This window comes from Streptomyces montanisoli, assembly GCF_017813245.1.
Lineage (GTDB): Bacteria > Actinomycetota > Actinomycetes > Streptomycetales > Streptomycetaceae > Streptomyces > Streptomyces montanisoli.
On the sequence record NZ_JAGIQL010000030.1, the window covers coordinates 21,354 to 42,116 of the forward strand.

Consider the following 20,763-nt stretch of genomic DNA (forward strand, 5'->3'; position numbering starts at 1 on the left):
GCACGTGTCGTCACAACCCGGCGCTGTGAGCCCGTTCCGCCAGCCGAAGGCCGTCTGGGCCGTGGCCTTCGCCTGCGTCATCTCGTTCATGGGCATCGGCCTCGTGGACCCGATCCTGCCCGCGCTGGCCAGCGGCCTGAAGGCGTCGCCGAGCCAGGTCACCCTGCTGTTCACCAGCTACCTCGTGGTCACCGCCGTCGCGATGCTCTTCACCGGCTTCGTCTCCAGCCGGATCGGCGCCAAGCGCACGCTGGTCGCCGGGCTGGCGATCATCGTGGTCTTCAGCGCGCTCGCCGGGGCGTCAGGCAGCATCGGCGGGATCGTCGGCTTCCGCGCCGGCTGGGGGCTCGGCAACGCGCTGTTCATCGCGACCTCGCTCGCGGTCATCGTCGGCTCCGCCAGCGGCGGCTTCGCCGGCGCGATCATCCTGTACGAGACGGCGCTCGGCATAGGCATCGCCATCGGGCCGCTGCTCGGTGGCGAGTTGGGCGGGATCAGCTGGCGCGGGCCGTTCTTCGGCGTCGCGGTGCTGATGGCGATCGCACTGGTCGCGACGGTCGTACTGGTGGCGCCCACGCCGAAGCCGCAACGCAAGCAGTCGATCGTGGAGCCGCTGAAGGCGCTGCGCCACCGCGGGCTGCTGACGATGGGTCTGACGGCGCTGCTGTACAACTGGGGCTTCTTCACGGTTCTCGGCTACGCGCCCTTCCCCATGCACCTCGGGACACACCAGCTGGGCTACGTCTTCACCGGCTGGGGCGTGCTGGTCGCGTTCTTCGCGGTGTTCGGCGCGCCGTGGCTGCAGGCGAAGCTGGGCATCGCGAAGGCCCTGTACCTCAACCTGGCGCTGTTCGCGCTCGACATCCTGGCGATCGCGGTGTACACGGATCACAAGACGGGCCTGATCGTGGCCGTGATCGTGTCGGGCGCCTTCATCGGCATCAACAACACGATCACGACCCAGGCCGTCATGACCGTCTCCCCCGTGGAGCGGCCGACGGCCTCGGCCGCGTACGGCTTCGTGCGGTTCATCGGCGGCGGTCTGGCGCCGTTCGCCGCGGGCAAGCTGGCCGAGCACTACGACGTCCACGTGCCGTTCTACCTGGGCGCGGCGGCCGTGGCGGTGGCCATCGGCGTACTGTCCACGGGCCACTCGCTGCTCGCGGACGCCGAGCGCAACCAGCGCGCCGACGCCGCCTCGCACGGCGGCGAGGACGCCGAGGAGGATCGGCTCACGGAGCAGGCGGAGGCGGAGGACGTCGGGTCGAGCAGCTGATCCCTCAGGGGCCCGAGGGGCCGGTGCCGGGGTGTGGACCACCCCGGCACCGGCCCCTCGCGCATGTGGCGCGTGTGACGGATGCGGCGGCGGCGCGGCGCGCGCTCGGGTGGCGGCGCGGCGCCTTCCGCGCGGTCAAGGCGTCCGTCCCACCATGTGGTTGAGCCGGAAACCATGTGCCGCACCGACCTTGACACAGCACCCGCGGAGCAGCAGGCTTCCGGCATCCGATAGATCCATACCGGTATCCGGTAGCTCCACGCCGGGTGTACGACGAAGCGGTGATCCGTCGCGCCACGCCCGCGAAACGCCGACCGGAGCCGGGCACGGAGGAGGAGACGGCAGGACAGTGGGCCTCGCGGCGCCGCGGCCACGCCAGGCCGAGGCGCCCGAAGAAGCCACGGGCAGGCCTCAGGACGAGGAGACGCGATGAGTCGGCATCTGGTTCGGGAGAGCGCCACGGCGCCGGAGGAGGCGGCGCCGCGCGCGCTGCTGCTGGCCCAGCGGCTGCGCGGGCGCATCGGCGCCGACAAGGTGCTCACCGACCCCGCCCAGCTGCGGACGTACGAGTGCGACGGCCTCGCCACGTTCCGGGTGCGGCCCGCCGTCGTGGTCCTCGCGGGACACCGCGACGACGTCGTGGAGACGGTGCGCATGTGCGCGGCGGACGGCGTGCCGTTCGTGGCACGCGGCAGCGGCACGGGCCTGTCAGGCGGCGCGATGCCCGTCGCCGACGGCGTGCTGATCGTGCTCTCGCGGCTGCGGCGCATCGTGTCCGTCGACCCGGACAACGCGCGCGTCGAGGCGGAGCCGGGCGTCATCAACCTGTGGGTGACGCGGGAGGCGGCGCCGTACGGGCAGGCGTACGCGCCCGACCCGTCCTCGCAGCAGGTCTGCTCGATCGGCGGCAACGTCGCGGAGAACGCGGGCGGCGCGCACTGCCTGAAGTACGGCTTCACCGTGAACCACGTGACGGGCGCCGAGGTCGTCCTGCCGGACGGTGGGGTGGTGCACCTCGGCGGCACGGCGCCCGAGCACCCCGGGCTCGACCTGCTGGGCGCGTTCGTCGGCAGCGAGGGGACGCTCGGCATCGCCACGCGGGTGACGGTGCGCACGATCCAGGCGCCCGAGGCGGTGCGCACCATGCTGGTGGGTTTCCGCACCGTCGCCGACGCCGCCGGGACGGTCAGCGACATCATCGCCGCCGGGATCCTGCCCGCGGCCGTCGAGATGATGGACGCACTCGCCATCGAGGCGGCCGAGGCCGCGGTCAGCTGCGGCTACCCCGAGGGCGCGGTCGCCGTGCTCGTCATCGAACTCGACGGGCCGCTGGCCGAGGTGGACGAGCAGTTCCGGCAGGTCGAGACCATCGCGGACGCGCGCGGCGCCTTCGAGACGCGGATCGCCGAGGACGACGCCGAGCGCGCCCTGATGTGGCGCGGACGCAAGTCGGCGTTCGCGGCCGTCGGCCGGATCAGCCCCGCGTACTACGTGCAGGACGGCGTCATCCCGCGCACCCGGCTGCCCGAGGTGCTCACCGAGATCGGACGGCTCGCCGACGCGGCGGACGTGCGCGTCGCGAACGTCTTCCACGCGGGCGACGGCAACCTCCACCCGCTCATCCTCTTCGACGACACGGTGCCCGGGGCCGCCGAGGTCGCCGAGGAGCTCGGCTTCGCGATCCTCGACCTCTGCGTCGACCTCGGCGGTTCGATCACCGGCGAGCACGGTGTCGGTGTGGAGAAGAAGTCGAGGATGGCGCGGCAGTTCACGTCCGCGGACCTCGACACCATGCAACTGGTGCGGTGCGCCTTCGACCCGGCGGGGCTCGCCAACCCGGGCAAGCTGTTCCCGACGCCCCGGCTGTGCGGCGAACGCCCGGGCGTGCGCACCGGCGCGGACACGCACGACCCCGCCCTCGGCGAGGTGTTCTGACGTGGCGCCGGTGACGGGCGGGGCCCGGGACGCCGTCGCGGGAGTGGCGGCCGCCGAAGTGGTGGCGCCGTCGACGGCCGGCGAGGTCGCCGAGGTCCTGCGATCGACGCGCGGCAGCGTGGTGCCGGTCGGCGCGGGCACGAAGACGGGCTGGGCGGCGCCGCCGTCCTCCTGCGACCTGCTGCTGCGCACGTCGGGCCTCGACCGGATCGTGGAGCACGTCCCCGGCGACCTGATCGCGGTGGCGGAGGCGGGTGTCCCACTCAACGCGTTGCAGCGCCGGCTGGCCGAGCACGGCCAGATGCTGGCGCTCGACCCGCCCGAGGAGGGCGCCACGCTGGGCGGGATCGTCGGCGCGAACGCGTCGGGGCCGCGCAGGCTGCGCTACGGCACGGTGCGCGACCTGCTCATCGGGGTGCGTGTGGTCCTCGCGGACGGGACGGACGCCCGTGCGGGCGGAAAGGTCGTCAAGAACGTGGCGGGGTACGACCTCGGCAAGCTCTACACCGGCGCCCACGGGGCGCTGGGCGTCGTGGTGTCCACGGTGTGGCGGCTGCACCCGCTGCCGAAGGCGACGGGCGCCGTGGTCGTGCCGGTGGCGGACGGCGCGCAGGCCGGCCGGCTCGCCGCGCTCGTCGCGCGCTCGACCCTCACGCCGACCGCCGTGGAGCTGCGGTTCCACGACGGGGCCCGGGAGCTCGTGCTGCTGTTCGAGTCGATCGAGGCGTCCGTGCGTGCCCAGTCGGCCGAGGCGGTCCGGCTGCTCGGCGGTGGTGAGCGCGCGTCCGCGCCGCCCGCGTGGTTCGGCCGGCGGCCCGAGGGCCCGCTGGTGCTGCGCCTCGCCTACGCGCCCGCGGCGCTGCCGCACATCCTGGCGGCGCTGCCCGGGGGCGCTTGTGGCACCGCCTCCGCGTGTACCGGGGTGGCATACGCGGCGGTGCCTGAGGAAACGGACCTGGCGGCGCTTCGGGCGGCGATCGCGCCGTACGACGGCTCCGCCGTGCTGGTCGCCTCGCGCGAGCCGCGGGACGCGGCGGACCACTGGGGGCCCACGGCCGACTCGTTCGGCCTGATGACACGCGTGAAGGACCAGTTCGACCCGGCGCGGCGGCTGTCGCCCGGTCGCCTGCTCGGAGGGCTCTGAATGGCCATGGCACAGGACTCGGAAGGCCCCGGCCAGGCCGGTGGCGGCGCGGAAGACCCCGGGTCGCGGGACGGCGCCGTGCGCGCCACGGACCGGGCGGCGGCGCAGGCCGTCGGCGCGCGTGCCCCCGCGTCCCTCGGCCAGGGCGGCCCCGTCTCCGCCACCGCGGCGGCCGCGACCGTGGGCCTCGGGATGCCGGGCAGTGGTCCGCCCGACGGCGCGTTCGACGGGCTGCACCCGCCGGACGCCGCGTTGATCGGCGACTGCGTGCACTGCGGGTTCTGCCTGCCGACCTGCCCCACCTATGTGCTGTGGGGCGAGGAGATGGACAGCCCGCGCGGCCGGATCGACATCATGAAGGGCGGCCTTGAGGGCGACGCCTTCGACGCGGGCAGCGTGCGCCATCTCGACCAGTGCCTGGGCTGCATGGCGTGCGTGACGGCCTGCCCGTCCGGCGTGCAGTACGACAAGCTGATCGAGGCGACCCGGGCTCAGCTGGAGCGCCGGGTCGAACGACCCCGCGCCGAGCGGCTGCTGCGCACGGCGGTCTACTCGGTGTTCCCCTACCCGCGCCGGCTGCGCGCGCTGCGCGGGCCGCTGCGCGCCTACCAGGCCACGGGACTCGGACGGTTGCTCGCCCGGTCGGGCGTGCTCGGGCGGCTGCCCGAGCCGCTGCGCGCCATGGAGTCGCTCGCGCCGAAGCTGGGACGGACGAAGGCGCTGCCGCCGCGCATCCCCGCGCGGGGCACCCGCCGCCGCACGGTGGGCCTTCTGACCGGTTGCGTGCAGGGCGCGTTCTTCCCGGACGTGAACGCGGCGACGGTGCGCGTACTCGCGGCCGAGGGGTGCGATGTCGTCGTGCCGCGGCGGCAGGGGTGCTGCGGCGCGCTGTCGGCGCACGCCGGGCGCGAGAGCGAGGCGCTCACGTTCGCGAAGCAGGCGATCGAGACGTTCGAGGCGGCGCGGGTGGAGACGGTCGTCGTGAACGCGGCGGGCTGCGGATCCCACCTCAAGGAGTACGCGCACCTGCTGCGCGACGAGCCCGGCTGGCCCGAGCGTGCGCGGGCGATGGCGGCGAAGGTCAGGGACATCACCGAACTGCTCGACGAACTCGGGCCGGTCGCGAAGCGCCACCCGCTGCCGATGAAGGTCGCCTACCAGGACGCCTGCCACCTCGCGCACGCCCAGCGGGTGAGGGAGCAGCCGCGGCGGCTGCTGCGCGGCGTGCCGGGCGTTCAGCTGAGGGAACTCGCCGAGTCGGAGATCTGCTGCGGCAGCGCGGGCACCTACAACCTGCTGCACCCGGGCCCCGCCCGCGAGCTCGGCGAGCGCAAGGCCAACGCCGTACTGGCCACGGGCGCCGAGGTGATGGTGACGGCGAACCCGGGGTGCTGGATGCAGGTGGCGACGACGCTCGCCGCCATGGGCGAGCGCATGCCGGTCGCACACACGATCCAGGTACTCGACGCGTCGATCCGCGGCGTCCCGGTCGACCGGCTCCTCGCGCGCGCCCTCGACGGCCCCGGCACCGCGCTGCCCGCCTCGGGGGCGTCCCGGGCCGCGCGTCCCGGCGCCGGACCCGCAGTCTCCCCGCCGTCCTAAACGCCGGGGCCCGCAGTCTTACCGCCGTCCCAGAAGGGATGCACATGCTGCTTGCCGACTATCAACAGGGCTACAGCCCGATAGCGGACTCGGTCGGATGGTCGTCGCTGGTCGCGATCCTTCCGCTCCTCGTCCTTTTCGTGCTGCTCGGCGTCCTGCGCATGCGGGCCTGGCTCGCCTCGCTGATCGCCACGGCGGTGGCCGTCGTCACCGCGGTCGCCGCGTACTCGATGCCGATCGGGGACGCCCTGAACAGCGGCGCGCTGGGCGCCGCGAACGGGTTCTTCCCGATCATGTGGATCGTGATCAACGCGATCTGGATATACAACTTGACCGTCGCGACGGGCCACTTCGACGTGCTGCGCAGGTCGTTCGCGTCCGTGAGCGACGACCAGCGGGTACAGGCGATCATCATCGCGTTCTGCTTCGGCGCGCTGATGGAGGCGCTGGCCGGGTTCGGCACACCGGTCGCCATCAGCTCCGTCATGCTGATCGCGCTGGGGTTCAAGCCGCTCAAGGCCGCCACCGTCTCCCTGGTCGCCAACACCGCGCCGGTCGCGTTCGGTGCGATCGCCGTGCCGATCACCACGCTCGCCGGGGTGACGAATCTGCCGGTCGACCACCTGGGCGCGATGGTGGGCCGCCAGACGCCGGTGCTCTCGGCGTTCGTGCCGCTCGTGCTGGTGCTGATCGTGGACCGCAGGAAGGGGCTGCGGCAGGCCTGGCTGCCGGCCGTGGTGGCCGGTGTGGTCTTCGGTGTGTTCCAGTACCTGTCCTCGAACTTCTGGTCGGTGCAACTGGCCGACATCATCGCGTCGCTGGCCGCCGCGCTCTCGGTGGTGCTGCTGACCAGGGTGTGGCAGCCGAAGGAGACGTACCAGGAGGCAGAGCGCGAGGACGGCGCCGCCGCCTCCGGGGAGTCGCCGCGTGCCGCGGACGGCGCCGTACGGCCGGTCCACGACTCACCGTTCGAGGTGTTCCGCGCCTACGCGCCCTACCTCGTGATCATCGTGGTGTTCGTGCTGGCGACACGCGTCCCGGCCATCCAGGGCAAGCCGCCTTCCGGTGTGGGCGACACGTCCGGCACCGGCATCGAGTCGGTGACCCGGATCGTCAACTGGCCGGGCCTGCACATAACCAACGCCGCCGGTGACGCGGTGGGCACGACGTTCAAGCTCAACTACCTGTCGACGGCGGGAAGTCTGCTGCTGATATCCGGTCTCGTCACCCTGCTGCTGCTCGGCGTCGGCCCGGGCCGCGCGCTCAAGGCGTACGGACGGACCCTGAACCAGCTGAAGTTCGCCATCGTGACGGTGATGCTGGTGCTGGGCCTCGGCTTCATCATGAACGAGTCGGGTCAGACCACCACGCTCGGCGTGTGGGTCGCGGGCGCGGGCGGCCTGTTCGCCTTCCTCTCGCCGATCCTGGGGTGGTTCGGCGTCGCGGTGACCGGCTCCGACACGTCCTCGAACTCGCTGTTCGGCGCGTTGCAGATCACCGCCGCGCATCAGGCCGGTCTCTCACCGACACTGATGGCCGCGGCCAACTCGTCGGGCGGTGTGCTCGGCAAGATGATCTCTCCGCAGAACCTGGCGATCGCGGCGTCGGCCGTGGGCATGCAGGGCAAGGAGGGCATCATCTTCCGCAGGGTCATCGGCTGGTCGCTGGTGTTCCTGCTGTTCATGTGCGTGCTGGTGTATCTCCAGTCGACACCGGTGCTCGGCTGGATGGTGGTGTGACGGCGCGCGGGGGCGCGGCCGTCAGGACGAGGGGTTGAACGTGTCCGGGTCGAAGCCCCTGCGCTCGTTCCTGTTGAGTGCGGAGATCTGCGCGATGTCGTCCTCGCTGAGCGCGAAGTCGAACAGGTCGAAGTTCTCCTTCACACGCGCCGGTGTGACCGACTTCGGGAAGACGATGTCGCCCCTGTCGATGTGCCACCGCAGCGTCACCTGCGCCGGTGTCTTGCCGAGCCGCTCGGCGATGGAGGTGATCACCGGGTCGCCGAGCACGGCGCCCTGGGCGATCGGCGACCACGCCTGCGTGGCGATCTCGTGCTCCGCGTCGAAGGCGCGCAGTTCGTCCTGCGTGAGGTAGGGGTGGATCTCGATCTGGTTGAGCGCCGGCACGATCGTGGAGTTGTCCAGCAGGCGCCGCAGGTGGTGCGGCTGGAAGTTCGACACGCCGATCACGTTCACGTCGCCCGAGCGGTACATCTCCTCCATGGCGTGCCACGTCTCGACGAAGTCGCCGATCTTCGGCAGCGGCCAGTGGATCAGGAAGGCGTCGACGTGGCCGATGTCGAGCGTCTCCAGCGTCCGCCGGAACGCCCGCTGCGCCGCCTCGGGCTCGTGCGCGTCGTTGTCGAGCTTGCTGGTCACGAAGATCTCGGTACGGTCGAGGCCGGAGTCCCTGACCGCCTGGCCGACTTCCCGCTCGTTGCCGTACATCTGCGCGGTGTCGATGTGGCGGTAGCCCGTCTCGAGCGCGGTCAGGACCGCCGCACGGGTGTCCTCCGGGGGGATCTGGAACACCCCGAAGCCCAGTTGGGGGATGCCGACACCGTTGTTGAGGGAGATGCTCGGTACCTCGGTCACGTTCATTCCTCCGTCGTGGGTGGTGCGGCCCTCGCCCCTTTCGGGTCCCCCGCGCGCGGCCGCGGAAACGTGTACCCGGCAGTCACCACCCGCTCGGCTCACATCCGCGGCGCCGCCGGGCGCGCCGGCCGTATGGAACACTGATCACCGAAAGACCGTACGACCGTGGGGGCAGCCCTGTACTGGTACATCGAAGTCCTGAAGAAGTACTCCGTGTTCACGGGGCGAGCGCGCCGCGCGGAGCTGTGGGTCTACGTGGTCGTCAGTCTCGTGGTGGCGTACGTGGTGAGCTTCGCGGGTTCGGTGGCCGGGATCTCCGAGCACCTGGAAGACGCCTACGGCCTCGCGGTGCTCGTGCCCACACTGGCGGTGCTGACGCGCAGGCTGCACGACACGGACCGCTCGGCGTGGTGGCTTCTAGTGCCACTGGTTCCGCTGGTCGGCACGCTCTTCTTCCTCGTCGTGCTCTGCTTCCGCGGGAACAGCGGCGGCAACCGCTACGGGGAGGCTCCCGGGGAGGCGGGTCCTGTCAGCCCCTCAGCCCCAGCGAGGTGACGGCGGCGCGCGCGCCCTTCTCCACGAGGGAGACCCCGGCGGGCATGTCCGCGTTGCCGGACGACAGGGCCGCGAGCAGCACGCGGTGCCCGCCCACCGTGACGAGTCCGATGCTGTTGATGTCCCACTTCTTCGTCGCGCTGCGCGGCAGCCAGCCGTTCTTCAGCCCTTCGGCGCTGCCGGCGGCCGACACGCCCCAGCGCTGGTCCTTCTCGACCTGGCTCATCAGCGTGCGCGCGTAGGTGCGTGAGGACGCGCTCAGCGGCGAGTGGCCGCCGTAGACGGCGGAGAGCAGGGTGAGCTGGTCGTGTGATGTGGTCTGCGTGAGCCCCCACAGGCCGCCGGCCCCCGCCGTGGTGTGGCCGAGACCGATGCGGTGGTTGGCCCGGGTGAGGCCCGAGGTCCCGCCGATGGTGTCCCACAGGGCGTCGGTGGCCTTGTTGTCACTGGCCCTGATCATGTCGCCGGCGAGGCTCTTCTGCTTCGCGGTGAGCGGGCGGCCGGCGTCCTGGGCCTGCAGGAGCAGCGCCGCGAGTATGTCGACCTTGACGATGCTCGCGGTGTCGTGGACGGGTTCCGACGCGGTCCCGTACCCGGCCCTGCGGCCGTCGGTGAGGTCGAGCGCCGCGACGGAGAGCGAGGCGGACGAGTCCTTGCTCAGGGTGATGGGGATCTCGTGCACGGACCCTTCCGGTGGTGCGGCGGCGGCGCGGCCGTGGGCGGGTGAGGCCGCGAAGGCGTCGTCGGCGGCCGTCCACCCCGCCAGGAGCAGGGCGACGGCCGCGGACGTGCCGAGCAGGCGGCGGCGCCGCACGGGGGCGTGCGTGGTCGACAGGGGCCGGGGCATAAGGGCGAGCGTAGGAAGTCGTGCCCCGCGAAGACCACCGTTTCCCGTGCACGAAAAATCACACTGCCGGGCCCTCGTCGAAGAGGCGGCGCGTGTAGTCGTTGCGGAACGTGCCGGCCGGGTCGAGCCTGCCGGCCAGCGCCCGGAAGTCCTCGTAGCGCGGGTAGAGCTCCCTCAGCCGGTCGCCGCCGGTGCGGAAGACCTTCCCCCAGTGCGGGCGCGCGGCGAAGGGGGCGAGCGCCTCCTCCATGGCGTCGAGCACCGGGGTGACCGCGTCGATGTCCTGGACCCAGGTGAAGTGGAACGCGACCGAGTCGCGGCCGTGCGCGGGGTCGAGCCACAGGTCGGTGGCGGCGACGGTGCGGATCTCGCTCACCAGGAGTACGGGCGCGATGCGGTCGGCCACCGCGCGCAGCGCCTCGAAGGCGGCGGGGCCGTCCTCGCGGGACACGAAGTACTCGCTCTGCAGCTCGTCGCCCTTGCTCGGGGTGAACTCGGCCCTGAAGTGCGGCAGCCGCTCGTGCCAGGGGCCGGCGTCGCCGCCCTGGACGGTGCAGTGGACCGGGTCCACGCCGGGCACGGGGTGGCGCGGGGCTTCGGCGAGGCGCGCGCCGTGCCAGACGGGCGGCGCCGCGCCGTCGGCGCCGGGCCCCGGGTCGCCCACGCGCTGCTTGAGCCACACCTGGTCGGCCGCGTCGCCCTGCCAGCGCGTGAACACGCTGACGCTGTAGGCGGACGTGAGTATCTCGTCGAAGCGCTCGGCCAGCACGGCGTGCGGCAGCCCCTCGTACACCCACTGCCGGACGTCGAACGCGGGCACCAGGTCGAGGGTCGCGCGGGTGACGACGCCGAGCGAGCCGAGGGCGACGACGGTGCCGGGGAAGTCCTCGTCGCCGCGCTCGAAGGTGCGCAGGGCGCCGTCCGCCGTGACGAGTTCCACCGCGCGCACGGCGGTGGCGAGGGAGCCGTTGCCCGCGCCGGACCCGTGGGTGCCGGTCGCGAAGGCGCCGGCGAGCGAGATGTGCGGCAGCGACCCGAGGTTGTGCAGGGCGAGCCCGGCCCTGTGCAGCGCGCCGGTGAAGGAGGCGAACCGCAGTCCGCCGGAGACCGTCGCCGTGCGCGCCGCCGGATCGATGTCGACGCACGCGGGCAGCGCGGCGACGGACACCTGATCGCCCGTGGTGTCCGCGATGGTGTTGAAGGAGTGCCCGCTGCCGAGGACGCGCAAGGAGCCGCTCGCCGCGACGGTCTCTCGGAGCTCGTCGACGGTGGCGGGAGTACGCAGGCGCGCCGCGTGGAAGACGATGTTCCCGGCCCAGTTGGCGGGGATCCGGTCGGGTGTCGCTCCGGGTGTACGGCGCACGGCTGTCTCCTTGACTGCGTTCGGACGTGCTCGAATCGGCGTGGCACTCGTCGTCCTCGTGCGCGCCGGGAGCTGGAAGAACTCTGACACGGCCGGTCGGGGCCGGTGGAAGGCAGGTGGCGATGTGGCAGGGCGACTCCCCGTCGCGGCACGGTGGGCCGTCCCCGGGCTGCTGATGCTCACGTTCGCCACGGGGCTGGTGGACGCCTTCTGCTACCTGGGGCTCGGGCGCGTGTTCGTCGGCAACATGACGGGCAACGTGCTGCTCCTGGGCTTCTCGGTGGCTCCCGGCACGGGGCTGCCGGTCGCCGACCCGCTCGTGGCGATGGCCGCGTTCGTGGTCGGCGCGCTGCTGGGCGGCAGGATCGCGGGATCGGCCGAGGCGGTCGGGTGGCGGCCGGGGGCGGTGTTCGCGGCGGAGGCCGCGGTGTTCACCACGCTGGCGGTGCTGCTCGCCACGGACGTCCTGGGCATGAACGGCCCCGGGCGCTCCGTGCTCATCGTGGCGCTCGCGGTCTGCCTGGGCGCGCAGACCTCGCTGGTGCGGCTCATGGGGTCGCGTGACGTCACCACGACCGTCATCACCCAGTCGCTCGCCGGGTGGGCGGCGAACACCGCGGTCGGCGAGGGCGGGCGCGCCACGCAGCTGCGCAAGGCCGCGTCGGTGGTGACGATGCTCGCCGGAGCGGCCGCGGGCGCGCTGCTGCTCCAGGTGACCGCAGCGGGCGTCCTGGCCCTCGCGGCAACCCTCGCGGCGTGCGCGGCCGCGCTCTTCCTCGTCCCCAGCGCGCCCGCCACCGAGCAGAAAAAGGACGCGACCGACGGCCGGCCCCGGCCGTAGCCTCGGCACCATGCCGACGACCGAAGCCCCCCGCTGCTGCCGCGGAGGCCAACGTGCGGGAGCGCTGGGGCGGGTCTTGTCGCTGTTGACCGGCTCGGCCGGTGGCGGGCGGCGGGTATAGCGTCTGGGGGCGTCATGGGTCTGTCACTGTGGGGGTTCGCCGCGCTCGCCGCCGCCACCGCGCTCGTCGGGTTCTCCAAGACCGCCGTCAGCGGTGCCAACACCGTGTCGCTCGCCGTCTTCGCGGCGGTTCTGCCCGCGCGTGCGTCGACGGGTGTGCTGCTGCCGTTGCTGATCGTCGGGGACCTGGTGGCCGTGGCGAGCTACCGGCGGCACGCGCACTGGCCCACGCTGCTGCGGCTGTTCCCCGCCGTCGCCGCGGGCGTCGTGGTCGGCACCGGGTTCCTGGTGTGGGCGGGCGACGCGGTGGTGCCCGTCTCGATCGGCGCCATCCTGATCCTGATGGCCTGCGTCACGATGTGGCGCAGGCGTGCGGCCGCGCGGCGGGAGGGCGACGATCAGGGCGCCGATCGGGAGCCGGGCACGGGTGCCGGGCGCGCCAAGGCGCGGTCCTACGGGGTGCTCGGCGGGTTCACGACGATGGTGGCCAACGCGGGCGGTCCCGTCATGTCGATGTATCTGCTTTCCGCGGGGTTCGACAAGTGGCGCTTCCTCGGCACGTCCGCGTGGTTCTTCCTCGTCGTCAACGTGTCGAAGCTTCCTTTCAGTGCGGGTCTCGGCCTGATCGACGGCCATTCGCTGCTGCTGGACCTCTCCCTCGCCGCGTTCGTGTTCCCCGGCGCGTACGTCGGCCGGCGCTGCGCCGCCCGGCTCGACCAGCGGCTCTTCGAACGGCTCGTGATCGCCGCGACGCTGCTCGGCGGCGTCGAACTGCTGCTGCGGTGATCGTCGCGGCGCCTCCCCCGTGCGCCCCGGCCCGACGGGCACTGGCAAAATCAGGGCTCGGGACGTCGTCGACCGGGGTGGAGACAACCGCATGGCACAGGATGAGAAGACCGGTTCTGACACGGTGACCGGGGCGCCGTGCTGGGTGACGCTGCTGTCCCGTGAGCTGTCCACGGCCCAGGCGTTCTACTCCGACGTACTGGGCTGGACGTACCGGGACACGAGCCTCGGCGACAACTTCTGCGTCGCGCTCACGAACGGCTCGCCGGTCGCCGGCATCGGCGGCGTCGCCTCGTCACTGCAGGTCGCCGCCGCCTGGACGCCCTACTTCGCGGTCGCGGACGTCGACGCGGCGGCGGCCAGGATCAGGGAACGCGGCGCGACGGTCGCCGTCGGGCCACTCGCGTTCCACACCGGCCGCGCCGCGCTCGCCACCGACCCGGACGGTGCCGCGTTCGGCATCTGGGAGGGCGCGGTGCGCTCCGACTGGACCGTGGGACAGGGGTCCGCGCCCGCGTGGCTGGAGCTGCGCACGCGGGACGCGCCGGCCGCCACCCGCTTCTACGACGAGGTGCTCGGCTGGTCGGGGGACGCGCGCAGCGCCCTGTCGCCCGCGTACGAGGACGGGAACGCGGTACTGCGTCAGCACGGGCACATGGTGGCGCGCATCAGCGAGGGCGCGGTGCCCGCGTCGGCGGATCCGCAGGTCAGGCCGCGCTGGCACGTCTACTTCCGGGTGCCGGAGGTCGGCGCTTCGGTGGCTGCGGCGGTGGCGGCGGGCGGCGGCCTCGTGGGCCCGGCCACCGAGGGCGCTCAGGAGCGCGACGCGACGCTGCGTGACCCGGACGGCGCGCTGTTCACGGTGACCCCGGCCTGACCGGTCCCATGCCCTCGACCTCGAAGGCGACGCCGTCCTCGTAGCACCACCACCAGCCCTCGCCGGGCTCGTAGCTGCGGATCAGCGGGTGGCCCGTCGACTCGTAGTGCGCCGTGGCGTGCTTGTTCGCGGAGGAGTCGCAGCAGCCGATGTGGCCGCAGCTCTGGCATTCGCGCAGGTGCACCCAGGTGTCGCCGGCGGCGACGCACTCGGGGCAGCTGTCCGCGCTGTCCGCCGTCACCGGCTCGACGTCCGCCAGATGGCTGCAGATGGCCATCTGTCCCGCGAGCCCTTCGTTCTCCGCCATGGTGCTGTCCGCCCGTCCCGTCCTGTTCCGGTCACGTCGCGTAGTCGTTCGCACCTCAACCGTACGGCCGTGCGCACCGTACCGCCAGCAGGACGGGCCGGGCGCCGGTGACCGCCCGTACCCGTTCGGGTGTCTTGACAGCGCTGCCGGGCCGGAGAAGCCTGAGAAGCCGGCGCCGGGGGGGCGCAGGCCGGGGGATCGGGGGGCACCGTCATGACCGTGACGCGTCCGCATGTCAGGAGCGGCTGCCGGGGGCTCGTGTCGGCGGGGGCAGCCTGCGCGCTCGCGCTGCCGCTCGCCGCGTGCGGCGGCGGCTCGCACCATGACAGCGCGCTGCCGGCCAGGACGCCTGCCGCCGCCCTGTCTTCCGCGAGTGCGACGCCCACGGTGTCGGCCGCCGAGTACGACACGTCGCTCGCCGCCGCGCTCGGTCCGCTGGACAGGTCGCTTCGCGCCGTCGACCGCGCGAAGACGGACAGCGCGCTGACGCACGCCCTCGGCGATGCGGCCGCAGCCTCGACGACGGCGGCGGAATCCGTGGGGTCTGCGGACACTCCGGACGCCGCGGTCGCGGGCAACACGCGGCTGGCCCAGGCGCTGCGCGACCTGGGCGACGGCCTGCGGAGCGCGCGCGGCACGGGCGACCGGTGCGCCACGTCGCCGCGCGTCGAGATGGGGACGGGCACGTACCTGCAGTCGGTGCGGGACGCGCAGAAGGCGCTGTCCACGCTCGGCTACACGGCGCCGCTCACCCTGCCGAGGACGGCGAGGGCCCAGCACCGCAGGCTCTCCAACGGCCACTTCATCAAGGACTCGCGGCGCTCGGGCCTCGGCAGGCTCACCATCGACAACGACTCCGACAGCGACGCCGTGATCTCCGTCGGCAAGGGCAGGTCCGTCTCGTTCATGGTGTACGTGCGCGAGAACCACAAGGTGACGGTGCGAGGCGTCAGGAACGGCTCGTACACCGTCTACTTCACGACCGACAGCGACTGGAGCGCGGGCAAGGAGTCGTTCACGCGCGACTGCCGGTTCCAGAAGTTCGACGACAGGGCGAAGTTCAGCACCAGGTCCGTGACCGGGGGAACGCAGTACGACGTCCTCACGTTCTCGCTCGGGCTCACCCCGCTGGGCAACGCGACGACGAGCGAGGTGCCGGCCGGCGACTTCCCATCCTGACCGTCCTGACCGTCCTGTCCGGCGGGCGGCCGGGCATGTTTTGATGCGGTGTGGCGGATGACGGTGAGGGACACGGCGGCTTCGAGGCCGCCACCGGCTACGGGCCCGCGCGGGCGGAAACCGTGCCCGGCGGCCGTGCGGCCGAGGTGCGGGTGGCGTATGAGGGGCTCCTCCAGATCCGGCGCCTGACACACGCGGGCCCCGGCGATCCGGCGGCCGTGCCCGCCTCCTGGGAGCGGCTTCGTCCGGTGCGCGCGGTCGCGCTGGCGCTGGAGGCCGCGGGGATCGCGCCGTCGGCCGTGGACGGCGCGGGCGCCCGCACGGCGACGGGCTACGCCGTACGGGAGGGGGACGGCACCGGCACGGCGCGGGTGGAGTGGCTCGGTCCTGCCGGCAGCGGCGCGTCGCTCGACGAGGAGGCCGCGCTGACGCGGTGCGCGGCAGCGCTGGAGCGCCTCGGCTGGGAGGCCCTGATGTACAGGGGGCCGAGGCGGCGCCGGCACCTGGAGGTCGAGCCGGCGCGCTGAGCCCCCGGCCGCCAGGTCATCGGGCTGCCGCGTCCCAGGGCCCCCGGGCCGCCGGGCCTCCGCGTCAGCTCCGTTCGGCGCGGGCGAGATGCGCGACCAGCAGTTCGGTGACCGCCGCGGGCTCCTCCACGACGGCGAGATGGCCGCCGTCCACGACGTCGAGGCGCGCGCCGGGTACGGAGTCGGCCAGTTCGCTCCCGTGCGACACCGGGGTCGCCACGTCGCCCGCCCCCGCCACCACCTGCGTGGGCGCGGTCACCGCGGCGAGGCCCGGCCGCTCGTCGAACGCGGCGAGCGCGTCGCAGCAGGCCGCGTACCCCGCGGGGTCGGCTGCCGCGTGGTCGGCGAGCAGCGCGGCGCCCCGCGGCGTGGTGGCGGTCTCGGGGTGGGCGAACCACCGGGCCGGTGCCGTGGCGGCGACCGGGGCCATCCCCTTCTCCCGTACCAGCGCGGCCCGCTCGCGCCAGGGCTGCGCGCCGCCGAAGTGGGCGGAGGTGCACACGAGCGCCAGCGAGGCCACCCGGTCGGGGCGGTGGACGGCGAGGTACGTGCCGATCGCACCGCCGAGCGATACGCCCGCGTAGTGGAATCCGCCGATCCCGTGCCGGTCGGCGAGGTCGAGCACGAGGCCCGCGAGGTCGGCGACCGTGGTGGCGCCGGGTTCCTGACGCGGCAGCAGCGAGGCCGGGGAACCCCCGTGGCCGGGAAGGTCGTACCTGATCACACGGTGGGCCCTGGCGAGGGCGGCGAGTTGCGGGACCCAGATGTCGAGCGAGGTGCCGAGGGAGGGGCCGAGGAGGAGCACGGGGGCGTCCTCGGGACCGGTGGCTTCGTGGTGGAGAACAGGGGCGTTGTCGGTCACCGGCCCATCCTCTCAAGCGGCCGGTGACGGCAGGAGGGCGCGGCGGCGAGCGCTGGTGCGGCGGGGGCTCCGCCGCGGGGGCGCCTGCACGGGGGAGGGTGCCTGCACCCTGTACGGGGAGGGTGCCTGTACGGGGAGGGTGCCGTCCGCGTACCGTCGGCCCGAGCCATTACTCACCAGTAGGACAGATCGGAGCCGTCATGCCGCGCACCCTCACCGTCTCGGACAGCGTCGTCGTGGCCCGCGCGCCGCTGGCCGTCTACGAGCAGGTCAGCAGCGTCTGGCGGATGGGCGAGTGGAGCCCGGAGAACCTGGGCGCCCGGGTGCGCGGCGGGCAACGGGCGGCGGAGACCGGGATGGTGTTCGACGGGCGCAACCGGCGGGGCGCCTTCGGCTGGACGACCCGCTGCACCGTCGTGGCCGCCGACCCGGGCGAGCGGTTCGCGTTCGCGGTGCGGGCGATCGGCCTGCGCACCCCCCGGCTGCGCGGCCCCATCGCCACCTGGGAGTACCGCTTCGAGGCTGTACCCGAGGGGACGCGCGTCACCGAGACGTGGACGGACGACCGCACGCGCTGGCCCGATCCGGTCGCGAACGCCTTCGACCGGATCGCCACGCGCGGGCACACGTTCGCCGTCTTCCAGGCCCGCAACATCGCCACGACGCTGCGCAACCTGAAAGCGGCCCTCGAGCGGCAGCAGGAGCAGTGACCCGAGGCACCCCGGAACCGCCGCTGACATATGCCAAAAGCACCCGCGCGCCCAGTGTCGCCAAACGGCTTACGCGTCACAGGCGCCTGTGCCAGAGTCGGGACGGTCCTGTCAGCCAGAGGCGCACGACCGCGCCCGTATCGGAGAACGAGATGCCGTCCCCCCTCTTCGCGGACCACTCCGCCCCACCGCCGGGCCGGGACACGGTGGACGCCCTCATCACGCAGACGCGCCGGCTGCGCGGCGAGGTCGACGCGGTGCGCCAGGACACGGCGCCGGACGAGGACGACGCGCTCTGGCGCTGGCAGCGCGCCCTGTGCGATCTCGCGGTGCACCAACTGGACGATCTCGGGGCGCACTTGGACCAGCTCAGGGCCGGGCGCCCCGGCGGCGGCGCGGGTGACGGGCCGGCCGCCGACGCGGGCGCGACCACGTCGGGGGCGCTGACCGGCCGGGTCGGCAGCGCCGAGTGGGACCTGACCACCGACGAGGTCAGCTGGTCCGACGAGCTGTTCGGCATACTCGACCGGCCGCGCTCCAGCGGCCCGCTGTCTCTGGACGAGTTGCCGTCGCTGGTGTTCGCGGAGGACCGGGCGCTGCTCACCGCGATGGTGACGGGGTGCCTGATCGACGGCAGCCCGATCGACGGCGAGTTCCGCGTGGTCCACGGGGACGGCCAGGTGCGCACGGTGCACATGATGGGGGAGCCCGTACTCGACGGGTCGGGGTGCACGGCGTCCATGTGGGCCGTCGTACGCGACGTCAGCGACCTGCGCCGCGGCGAACGAGCGGTCAGGGCAACCCGCGACTCGGTCGTCAGGGACCGCGACTCGGTCACCCACGACCGCGGAGCGCCCGGCCCCGGGGACACCCACCGGTCCGCGGTGGTGGAGCGGCCCGCGCTCGGCACGCCCGCGCGGTCGCTCCACCGGGGGTACGCGGCACACGCGGCACACGCGGCACTCGATGTCGCCGCGTACTGCCCGCAGGGCGGGGGCGGCCCGCTGCTCGGCGGCGACTGGCACGACGTGTTCGCACTCCCCGACGGCGACACGCTGCTCGCCGTCGGCGACCTCATCGGGTACGGCGCCGCGGGCGCCTCGTCCCTCGCGATGGTTCGCGGCGCGCTGCGCGGCATGGCCGTGGCGGGGGTCGAGCCGGGAGCGCTCCTCGGGCATCTGGGCCATCTCGGCGACGCCCGGGACCAGCCGACGCTCGGCAGCGTGGTGTGCTCCCGCTACCACCCGCCGGCCAGGACGTTCACCTGGGCGGGGACCGGCGGTCCCGTGCCACTGCTCGTCCGGGACTCCACGGCGCGTGCCCTGGCGCGGCCGGACGGCGCAGCGCCCGGCGCGGGCCCCGGCGCTCCCTGCGGGCAGTCCCGGAGCCGGCTGCTGCCGGGGGACGTGCTGGTGCTGCACACGCGGGCGCTCGCCACCGACACCCCCGCACGCCTGCGTGCGCTCGCCGCACGCCTCACGGCCGCGTCGTCCGCGCGGGAGTGCGCGGCCGTCGTCGCCGCCGCGTTCGACGGCACGCCGCGCACGGACGACGCCTGCCTCCTGGTGGCCAGGGTGGCGTAGGCGGCCCCGCCCGCGGCCGACGCCGCTACGCGCGCACGCCGCGGGGGCGCGACGGTGCCTTCGAGAGGGCCTGCGCCATGTCGTCGCGCAGGTCGTCGACCTCGGCCGTGCCCGCGTACCTGCCGGTGAGGCGGTACATCTCGCGCAGCCGGTCCCAGGTGCGGTGCGACGAGGTCTCTCCCATCGACACCAGCGCCAGGCGCGCGTACCGGTCGGCCTCCTCGGGATCGTCGGAGATGAAGCAGGCCGACGCCATCGACAGGTAGTCGAAGATCGTGGACCTCTTGCGGCCCTGCGCGCGCAGGTCGAGCGCCTTCTTCGCGTGCTTCCTCGCCGTGCCCGCCGCCGCGGGGTCGTGGTCGGCGAGCGTGCGGTACGCCAGGGCCTCCATGCCGTGCAGGTCGGCCTCGTCGAACAACTCCATCCAGCTCGGCGGCTCGTCGCCGTCGCGGTCGGAGACGAACAGTTCCTCGGCCTCGCCGAGCGTGCGCCGCATCGCCTTGCCGTCGCCCATGGCCGCCTCGGCCCAGGCCTCGATGGTGCGCAGCATCGCGCGCGTCCTGGGCAGGGCCTGTTCGCCTGAGCCCGAGGAGGCGAGCTTCATCAGGTCGAGCGCGTCGTCGGGGCGGCCGAGGTGGACCATCTGGCGGGCGGCCCTGGACAGTGCCTCGCCGGCCCTGGGGCGGTCGCCACCCTCGCGCGCCGCGTGGGTGGCGATGACGAAGTACTTCTGCGCGGTGGGTTCGAGGCCCACGTCGTGCGACATCCACCCGGCGAGTACCGCGAGGTTGGCGGCGACGCCCCACAGGCGGCGCTGGATGGAGTCGGGGTGGCGGTAGGCGAGCATGCCGCCCACCTCGTTCAGCTGGCCCACCACGGCCTTGCGCTGGAGTCCGCCGCCTCTGGCGGCGTCCCAGGCGCGGAACACCTCGACGGAGCGCTCCAGCGCGTCGATCTCCTGCGACCCGACGGGGGCCGCCTCGTAGCGGTCGAAGCCTGCCTGGTCGGCCCGTAGCGGCTCGGCGGTCGCGGGGGCGTCCGCGCTGAGTACGGGGTCGGCGTGCAGCCAGTCGTGCATGGCGCTGCTGAGTGCGGAGCCTGCGGTGAGCGCGGCACCCGCGCCCACCAAGCCGCGTCGGTTGAGCATGAGGTCCATTCCCGTGAATTCGGTGAGGACCGCAGCCGTCTGCTCGGGCGCCCAGGGCAGCGCGCCGGGGTTGTCTTCCGTCGTCCCGGCGTCCCGCCGTTTCCTCGCGCGCCCCGTGCGTACGAACCCGAGGTCCTCGATGGTCACGACACGACCGAGCCGCTCGGTGAACAGAGCCGCGAGCACCCGCGGCACGGGATCCCTCGGGGTCTCCCCCATGTCGATCCACCGCCGCACCCGCGAGGTGTCGGTGGACAGTTGGGGGTGGCCCATGGCCGCCGCCTGCCTGTTCACCAGCCTCGCGAGCTCGCCCTTCGACCAGCCGGCCAGGCCGAACAGGTCGGACAGGCGGGTGTTGGGTTCTCCACTCACAATCAAGCCCCCAGGTTCTCGGCTGACTTGACAGTAGCCCCCTGGCAGGTGCGTCGCGACTATTCGCCAGGGTTCGCCAGGGTCCGCCAGATGGTGTGCCACCCGTGGCCGGGTGTCGGGTAGGAGTGCGCCATCC

The 20,763-nt window shown here is 73.4% G+C and carries 19 protein-coding genes; 13 read left to right on the plus strand and 6 right to left on the minus strand.

All coding sequences use genetic code 11. The features are described from left to right. The first annotated feature begins 4 nt into the window (after window positions 1-4). The 5 genes from JFN87_RS10300 to JFN87_RS10320 all read left to right on the plus strand — a co-directional run bounded on the left by JFN87_RS10300 (window position 5) and on the right by JFN87_RS10320 (window position 7,696). Complete coding sequence (locus JFN87_RS10300) at window positions 5-1,276, plus strand: MFS transporter (protein ID WP_209339646.1); 1,272 nt, start codon at window positions 5-7, stop codon at window positions 1,274-1,276. 429 nt (window positions 1,277-1,705) lie between these two features. Then, window positions 1,706-3,211 (plus strand): FAD-linked oxidase C-terminal domain-containing protein, encoded by a 1,506-nt coding sequence (locus JFN87_RS10305; RefSeq protein ID WP_209339647.1) that lies wholly within the window; start codon window positions 1,706-1,708, stop codon window positions 3,209-3,211. Between the two features lies 1 nt (window position 3,212). Further along, window positions 3,213-4,355 (plus strand): FAD-binding oxidoreductase, encoded by a 1,143-nt coding sequence (locus JFN87_RS10310; protein ID WP_209339648.1) that lies wholly within the window; start codon window positions 3,213-3,215, stop codon window positions 4,353-4,355. Then, entirely contained in the window at window positions 4,356-5,957 is a 1,602-nt protein-coding gene (locus tag JFN87_RS10315; RefSeq protein ID WP_209339649.1) for a (Fe-S)-binding protein, read from the plus strand. Between the two features lie 44 nt (window positions 5,958-6,001). Further along, window positions 6,002-7,696 (plus strand): L-lactate permease, encoded by a 1,695-nt coding sequence (locus JFN87_RS10320; protein WP_209339650.1) that lies wholly within the window; start codon window positions 6,002-6,004, stop codon window positions 7,694-7,696. Between the two features lie 21 nt (window positions 7,697-7,717). Here the strand turns inward: JFN87_RS10320 and JFN87_RS10325 are convergent, their stop codons facing one another. Then, window positions 7,718-8,551 (minus strand): aldo/keto reductase, encoded by an 834-nt coding sequence (locus JFN87_RS10325; protein WP_209339651.1) that lies wholly within the window; start codon window positions 8,549-8,551, stop codon window positions 7,718-7,720. 165 nt (window positions 8,552-8,716) lie between these two features. Here JFN87_RS10325 and JFN87_RS10330 point away from each other — a divergent pair, with 165 nt between their 5' ends. Further along, window positions 8,717-9,106 (plus strand): DUF805 domain-containing protein, encoded by a 390-nt coding sequence (locus JFN87_RS10330; RefSeq protein ID WP_209339652.1) that lies wholly within the window; start codon window positions 8,717-8,719, stop codon window positions 9,104-9,106. On the opposite strand, the gene JFN87_RS10335 is transcribed toward JFN87_RS10330, so the two are convergent. Together JFN87_RS10335 and JFN87_RS10340 are read right to left on the minus strand one after the other, a co-directional pair. Next, window positions 9,081-9,953 (minus strand): serine hydrolase, encoded by an 873-nt coding sequence (locus tag JFN87_RS10335; protein ID WP_209339653.1) that lies wholly within the window; start codon window positions 9,951-9,953, stop codon window positions 9,081-9,083. The two genes, JFN87_RS10330 and JFN87_RS10335, sit on opposite strands and share 26 nt — an antisense overlap. Before the next feature lie 58 nt (window positions 9,954-10,011). Further along, the gene (locus JFN87_RS10340; protein ID WP_307865387.1) at window positions 10,012-11,316 is read right to left on the minus strand and encodes a D-arabinono-1,4-lactone oxidase; all 1,305 of its coding nucleotides are present in this window, start codon (window positions 11,314-11,316) and stop codon (window positions 10,012-10,014) included. Window positions 11,317-11,440: 124 nt separating this feature from the next. Here JFN87_RS10340 and JFN87_RS10345 point away from each other — a divergent pair, with 124 nt between their 5' ends. The 3 genes from JFN87_RS10345 (at window position 11,441) to JFN87_RS10355 (ending at window position 13,940) form a co-directional block, all read left to right on the plus strand. Next, a complete protein-coding gene (locus JFN87_RS10345) occupies window positions 11,441-12,157 on the plus strand; it encodes a YoaK family protein (protein ID WP_209339654.1) in 717 nt (238 codons plus the stop codon). 135 nt (window positions 12,158-12,292) lie between these two features. Beyond that, on the plus strand, window positions 12,293-13,063 hold the full coding sequence (locus tag JFN87_RS10350) for a sulfite exporter TauE/SafE family protein (protein WP_209339655.1): 771 nt from the start codon (window positions 12,293-12,295) through the stop codon (window positions 13,061-13,063). Window positions 13,064-13,154: 91 nt separating this feature from the next. After that, window positions 13,155-13,940 (plus strand): VOC family protein, encoded by a 786-nt coding sequence (locus JFN87_RS10355; RefSeq protein ID WP_209339656.1) that lies wholly within the window; start codon window positions 13,155-13,157, stop codon window positions 13,938-13,940. Here the strand turns inward: JFN87_RS10355 and JFN87_RS10360 are convergent. Next, window positions 13,921-14,247: a UBP-type zinc finger domain-containing protein gene (locus JFN87_RS10360; RefSeq protein ID WP_245179133.1), complete on the minus strand. Its 327-nt coding sequence runs from the start codon at window positions 14,245-14,247 to the stop codon at window positions 13,921-13,923. The genes JFN87_RS10355 and JFN87_RS10360 overlap by 20 nt on opposite strands. Before the next feature lie 219 nt (window positions 14,248-14,466). Between JFN87_RS10360 and JFN87_RS10365 the strand changes: the two genes are divergently transcribed. Both JFN87_RS10365 and JFN87_RS10370 read left to right on the plus strand, forming a co-directional pair. Then, on the plus strand, window positions 14,467-15,426 hold the full coding sequence (locus JFN87_RS10365) for a hypothetical protein (protein ID WP_209339657.1): 960 nt from the start codon (window positions 14,467-14,469) through the stop codon (window positions 15,424-15,426). 50 nt (window positions 15,427-15,476) lie between these two features. Then, entirely contained in the window at window positions 15,477-15,953 is a 477-nt protein-coding gene (locus JFN87_RS10370) for a hypothetical protein (RefSeq protein WP_209339658.1), read from the plus strand. Between the two features lie 64 nt (window positions 15,954-16,017). Here the strand turns inward: JFN87_RS10370 and JFN87_RS10375 are convergent, their stop codons facing one another. Next, entirely contained in the window at window positions 16,018-16,815 is a 798-nt protein-coding gene (locus JFN87_RS10375; protein ID WP_209339659.1) for an alpha/beta fold hydrolase, read from the minus strand. A gap of 200 nt (window positions 16,816-17,015) precedes the next feature. On the opposite strand from JFN87_RS10375, the gene JFN87_RS10380 reads away from it, so the two are divergent. Both JFN87_RS10380 and JFN87_RS10385 read left to right on the plus strand, forming a co-directional pair. After that, window positions 17,016-17,525, plus strand: a complete 510-nt coding sequence (locus tag JFN87_RS10380) for an SRPBCC family protein (protein WP_209339660.1) — start codon at window positions 17,016-17,018, stop codon at window positions 17,523-17,525. A gap of 152 nt (window positions 17,526-17,677) precedes the next feature. Further along, a complete protein-coding gene (locus JFN87_RS10385; RefSeq protein ID WP_209339661.1) occupies window positions 17,678-19,108 on the plus strand; it encodes a SpoIIE family protein phosphatase in 1,431 nt (476 codons plus the stop codon). Between the two features lie 25 nt (window positions 19,109-19,133). On the opposite strand, the gene JFN87_RS10390 is transcribed toward JFN87_RS10385, so the two are convergent. After that, window positions 19,134-20,627: a DNA-binding protein NsdB gene (locus tag JFN87_RS10390; RefSeq protein WP_209339662.1), complete on the minus strand. Its 1,494-nt coding sequence runs from the start codon at window positions 20,625-20,627 to the stop codon at window positions 19,134-19,136. Window positions 20,628-20,763: the final 136 nt, after the last annotated feature.

What these genes read in the sequence shown, in the direction of transcription:
- JFN87_RS10305 (WP_209339647.1), top strand. Translation starts at nt 1,706, where the DNA reads ATGAGTCGGCATCTGGTTCGGGAGAGCGCCACGGCGCCGGAGGAGGCG.
- JFN87_RS10355 (WP_209339656.1), top strand. Translation starts at nt 13,155, where the DNA reads ATGGCACAGGATGAGAAGACCGGTTCTGACACGGTGACCGGGGCGCCG.
- JFN87_RS10320 (WP_209339650.1), top strand. Translation starts at nt 6,002, where the DNA reads ATGCTGCTTGCCGACTATCAACAGGGCTACAGCCCGATAGCGGACTCG.
- JFN87_RS10385 (WP_209339661.1), top strand. Translation starts at nt 17,678, where the DNA reads ATGCCGTCCCCCCTCTTCGCGGACCACTCCGCCCCACCGCCGGGCCGG.
- JFN87_RS10380 (WP_209339660.1), top strand. Translation starts at nt 17,016, where the DNA reads ATGCCGCGCACCCTCACCGTCTCGGACAGCGTCGTCGTGGCCCGCGCG.
- JFN87_RS10335 (WP_209339653.1), bottom strand. Translation starts at nt 9,953, where the DNA reads ATGCCCCGGCCCCTGTCGACCACGCACGCCCCCGTGCGGCGCCGCCGC.
- JFN87_RS10350 (WP_209339655.1), top strand. Translation starts at nt 12,293, where the DNA reads ATGGGTCTGTCACTGTGGGGGTTCGCCGCGCTCGCCGCCGCCACCGCG.
- JFN87_RS10315 (WP_209339649.1), top strand. Translation starts at nt 4,356, where the DNA reads ATGGCCATGGCACAGGACTCGGAAGGCCCCGGCCAGGCCGGTGGCGGC.
- JFN87_RS10360 (WP_245179133.1), bottom strand. Translation starts at nt 14,247, where the DNA reads ATGGCGGAGAACGAAGGGCTCGCGGGACAGATGGCCATCTGCAGCCAT.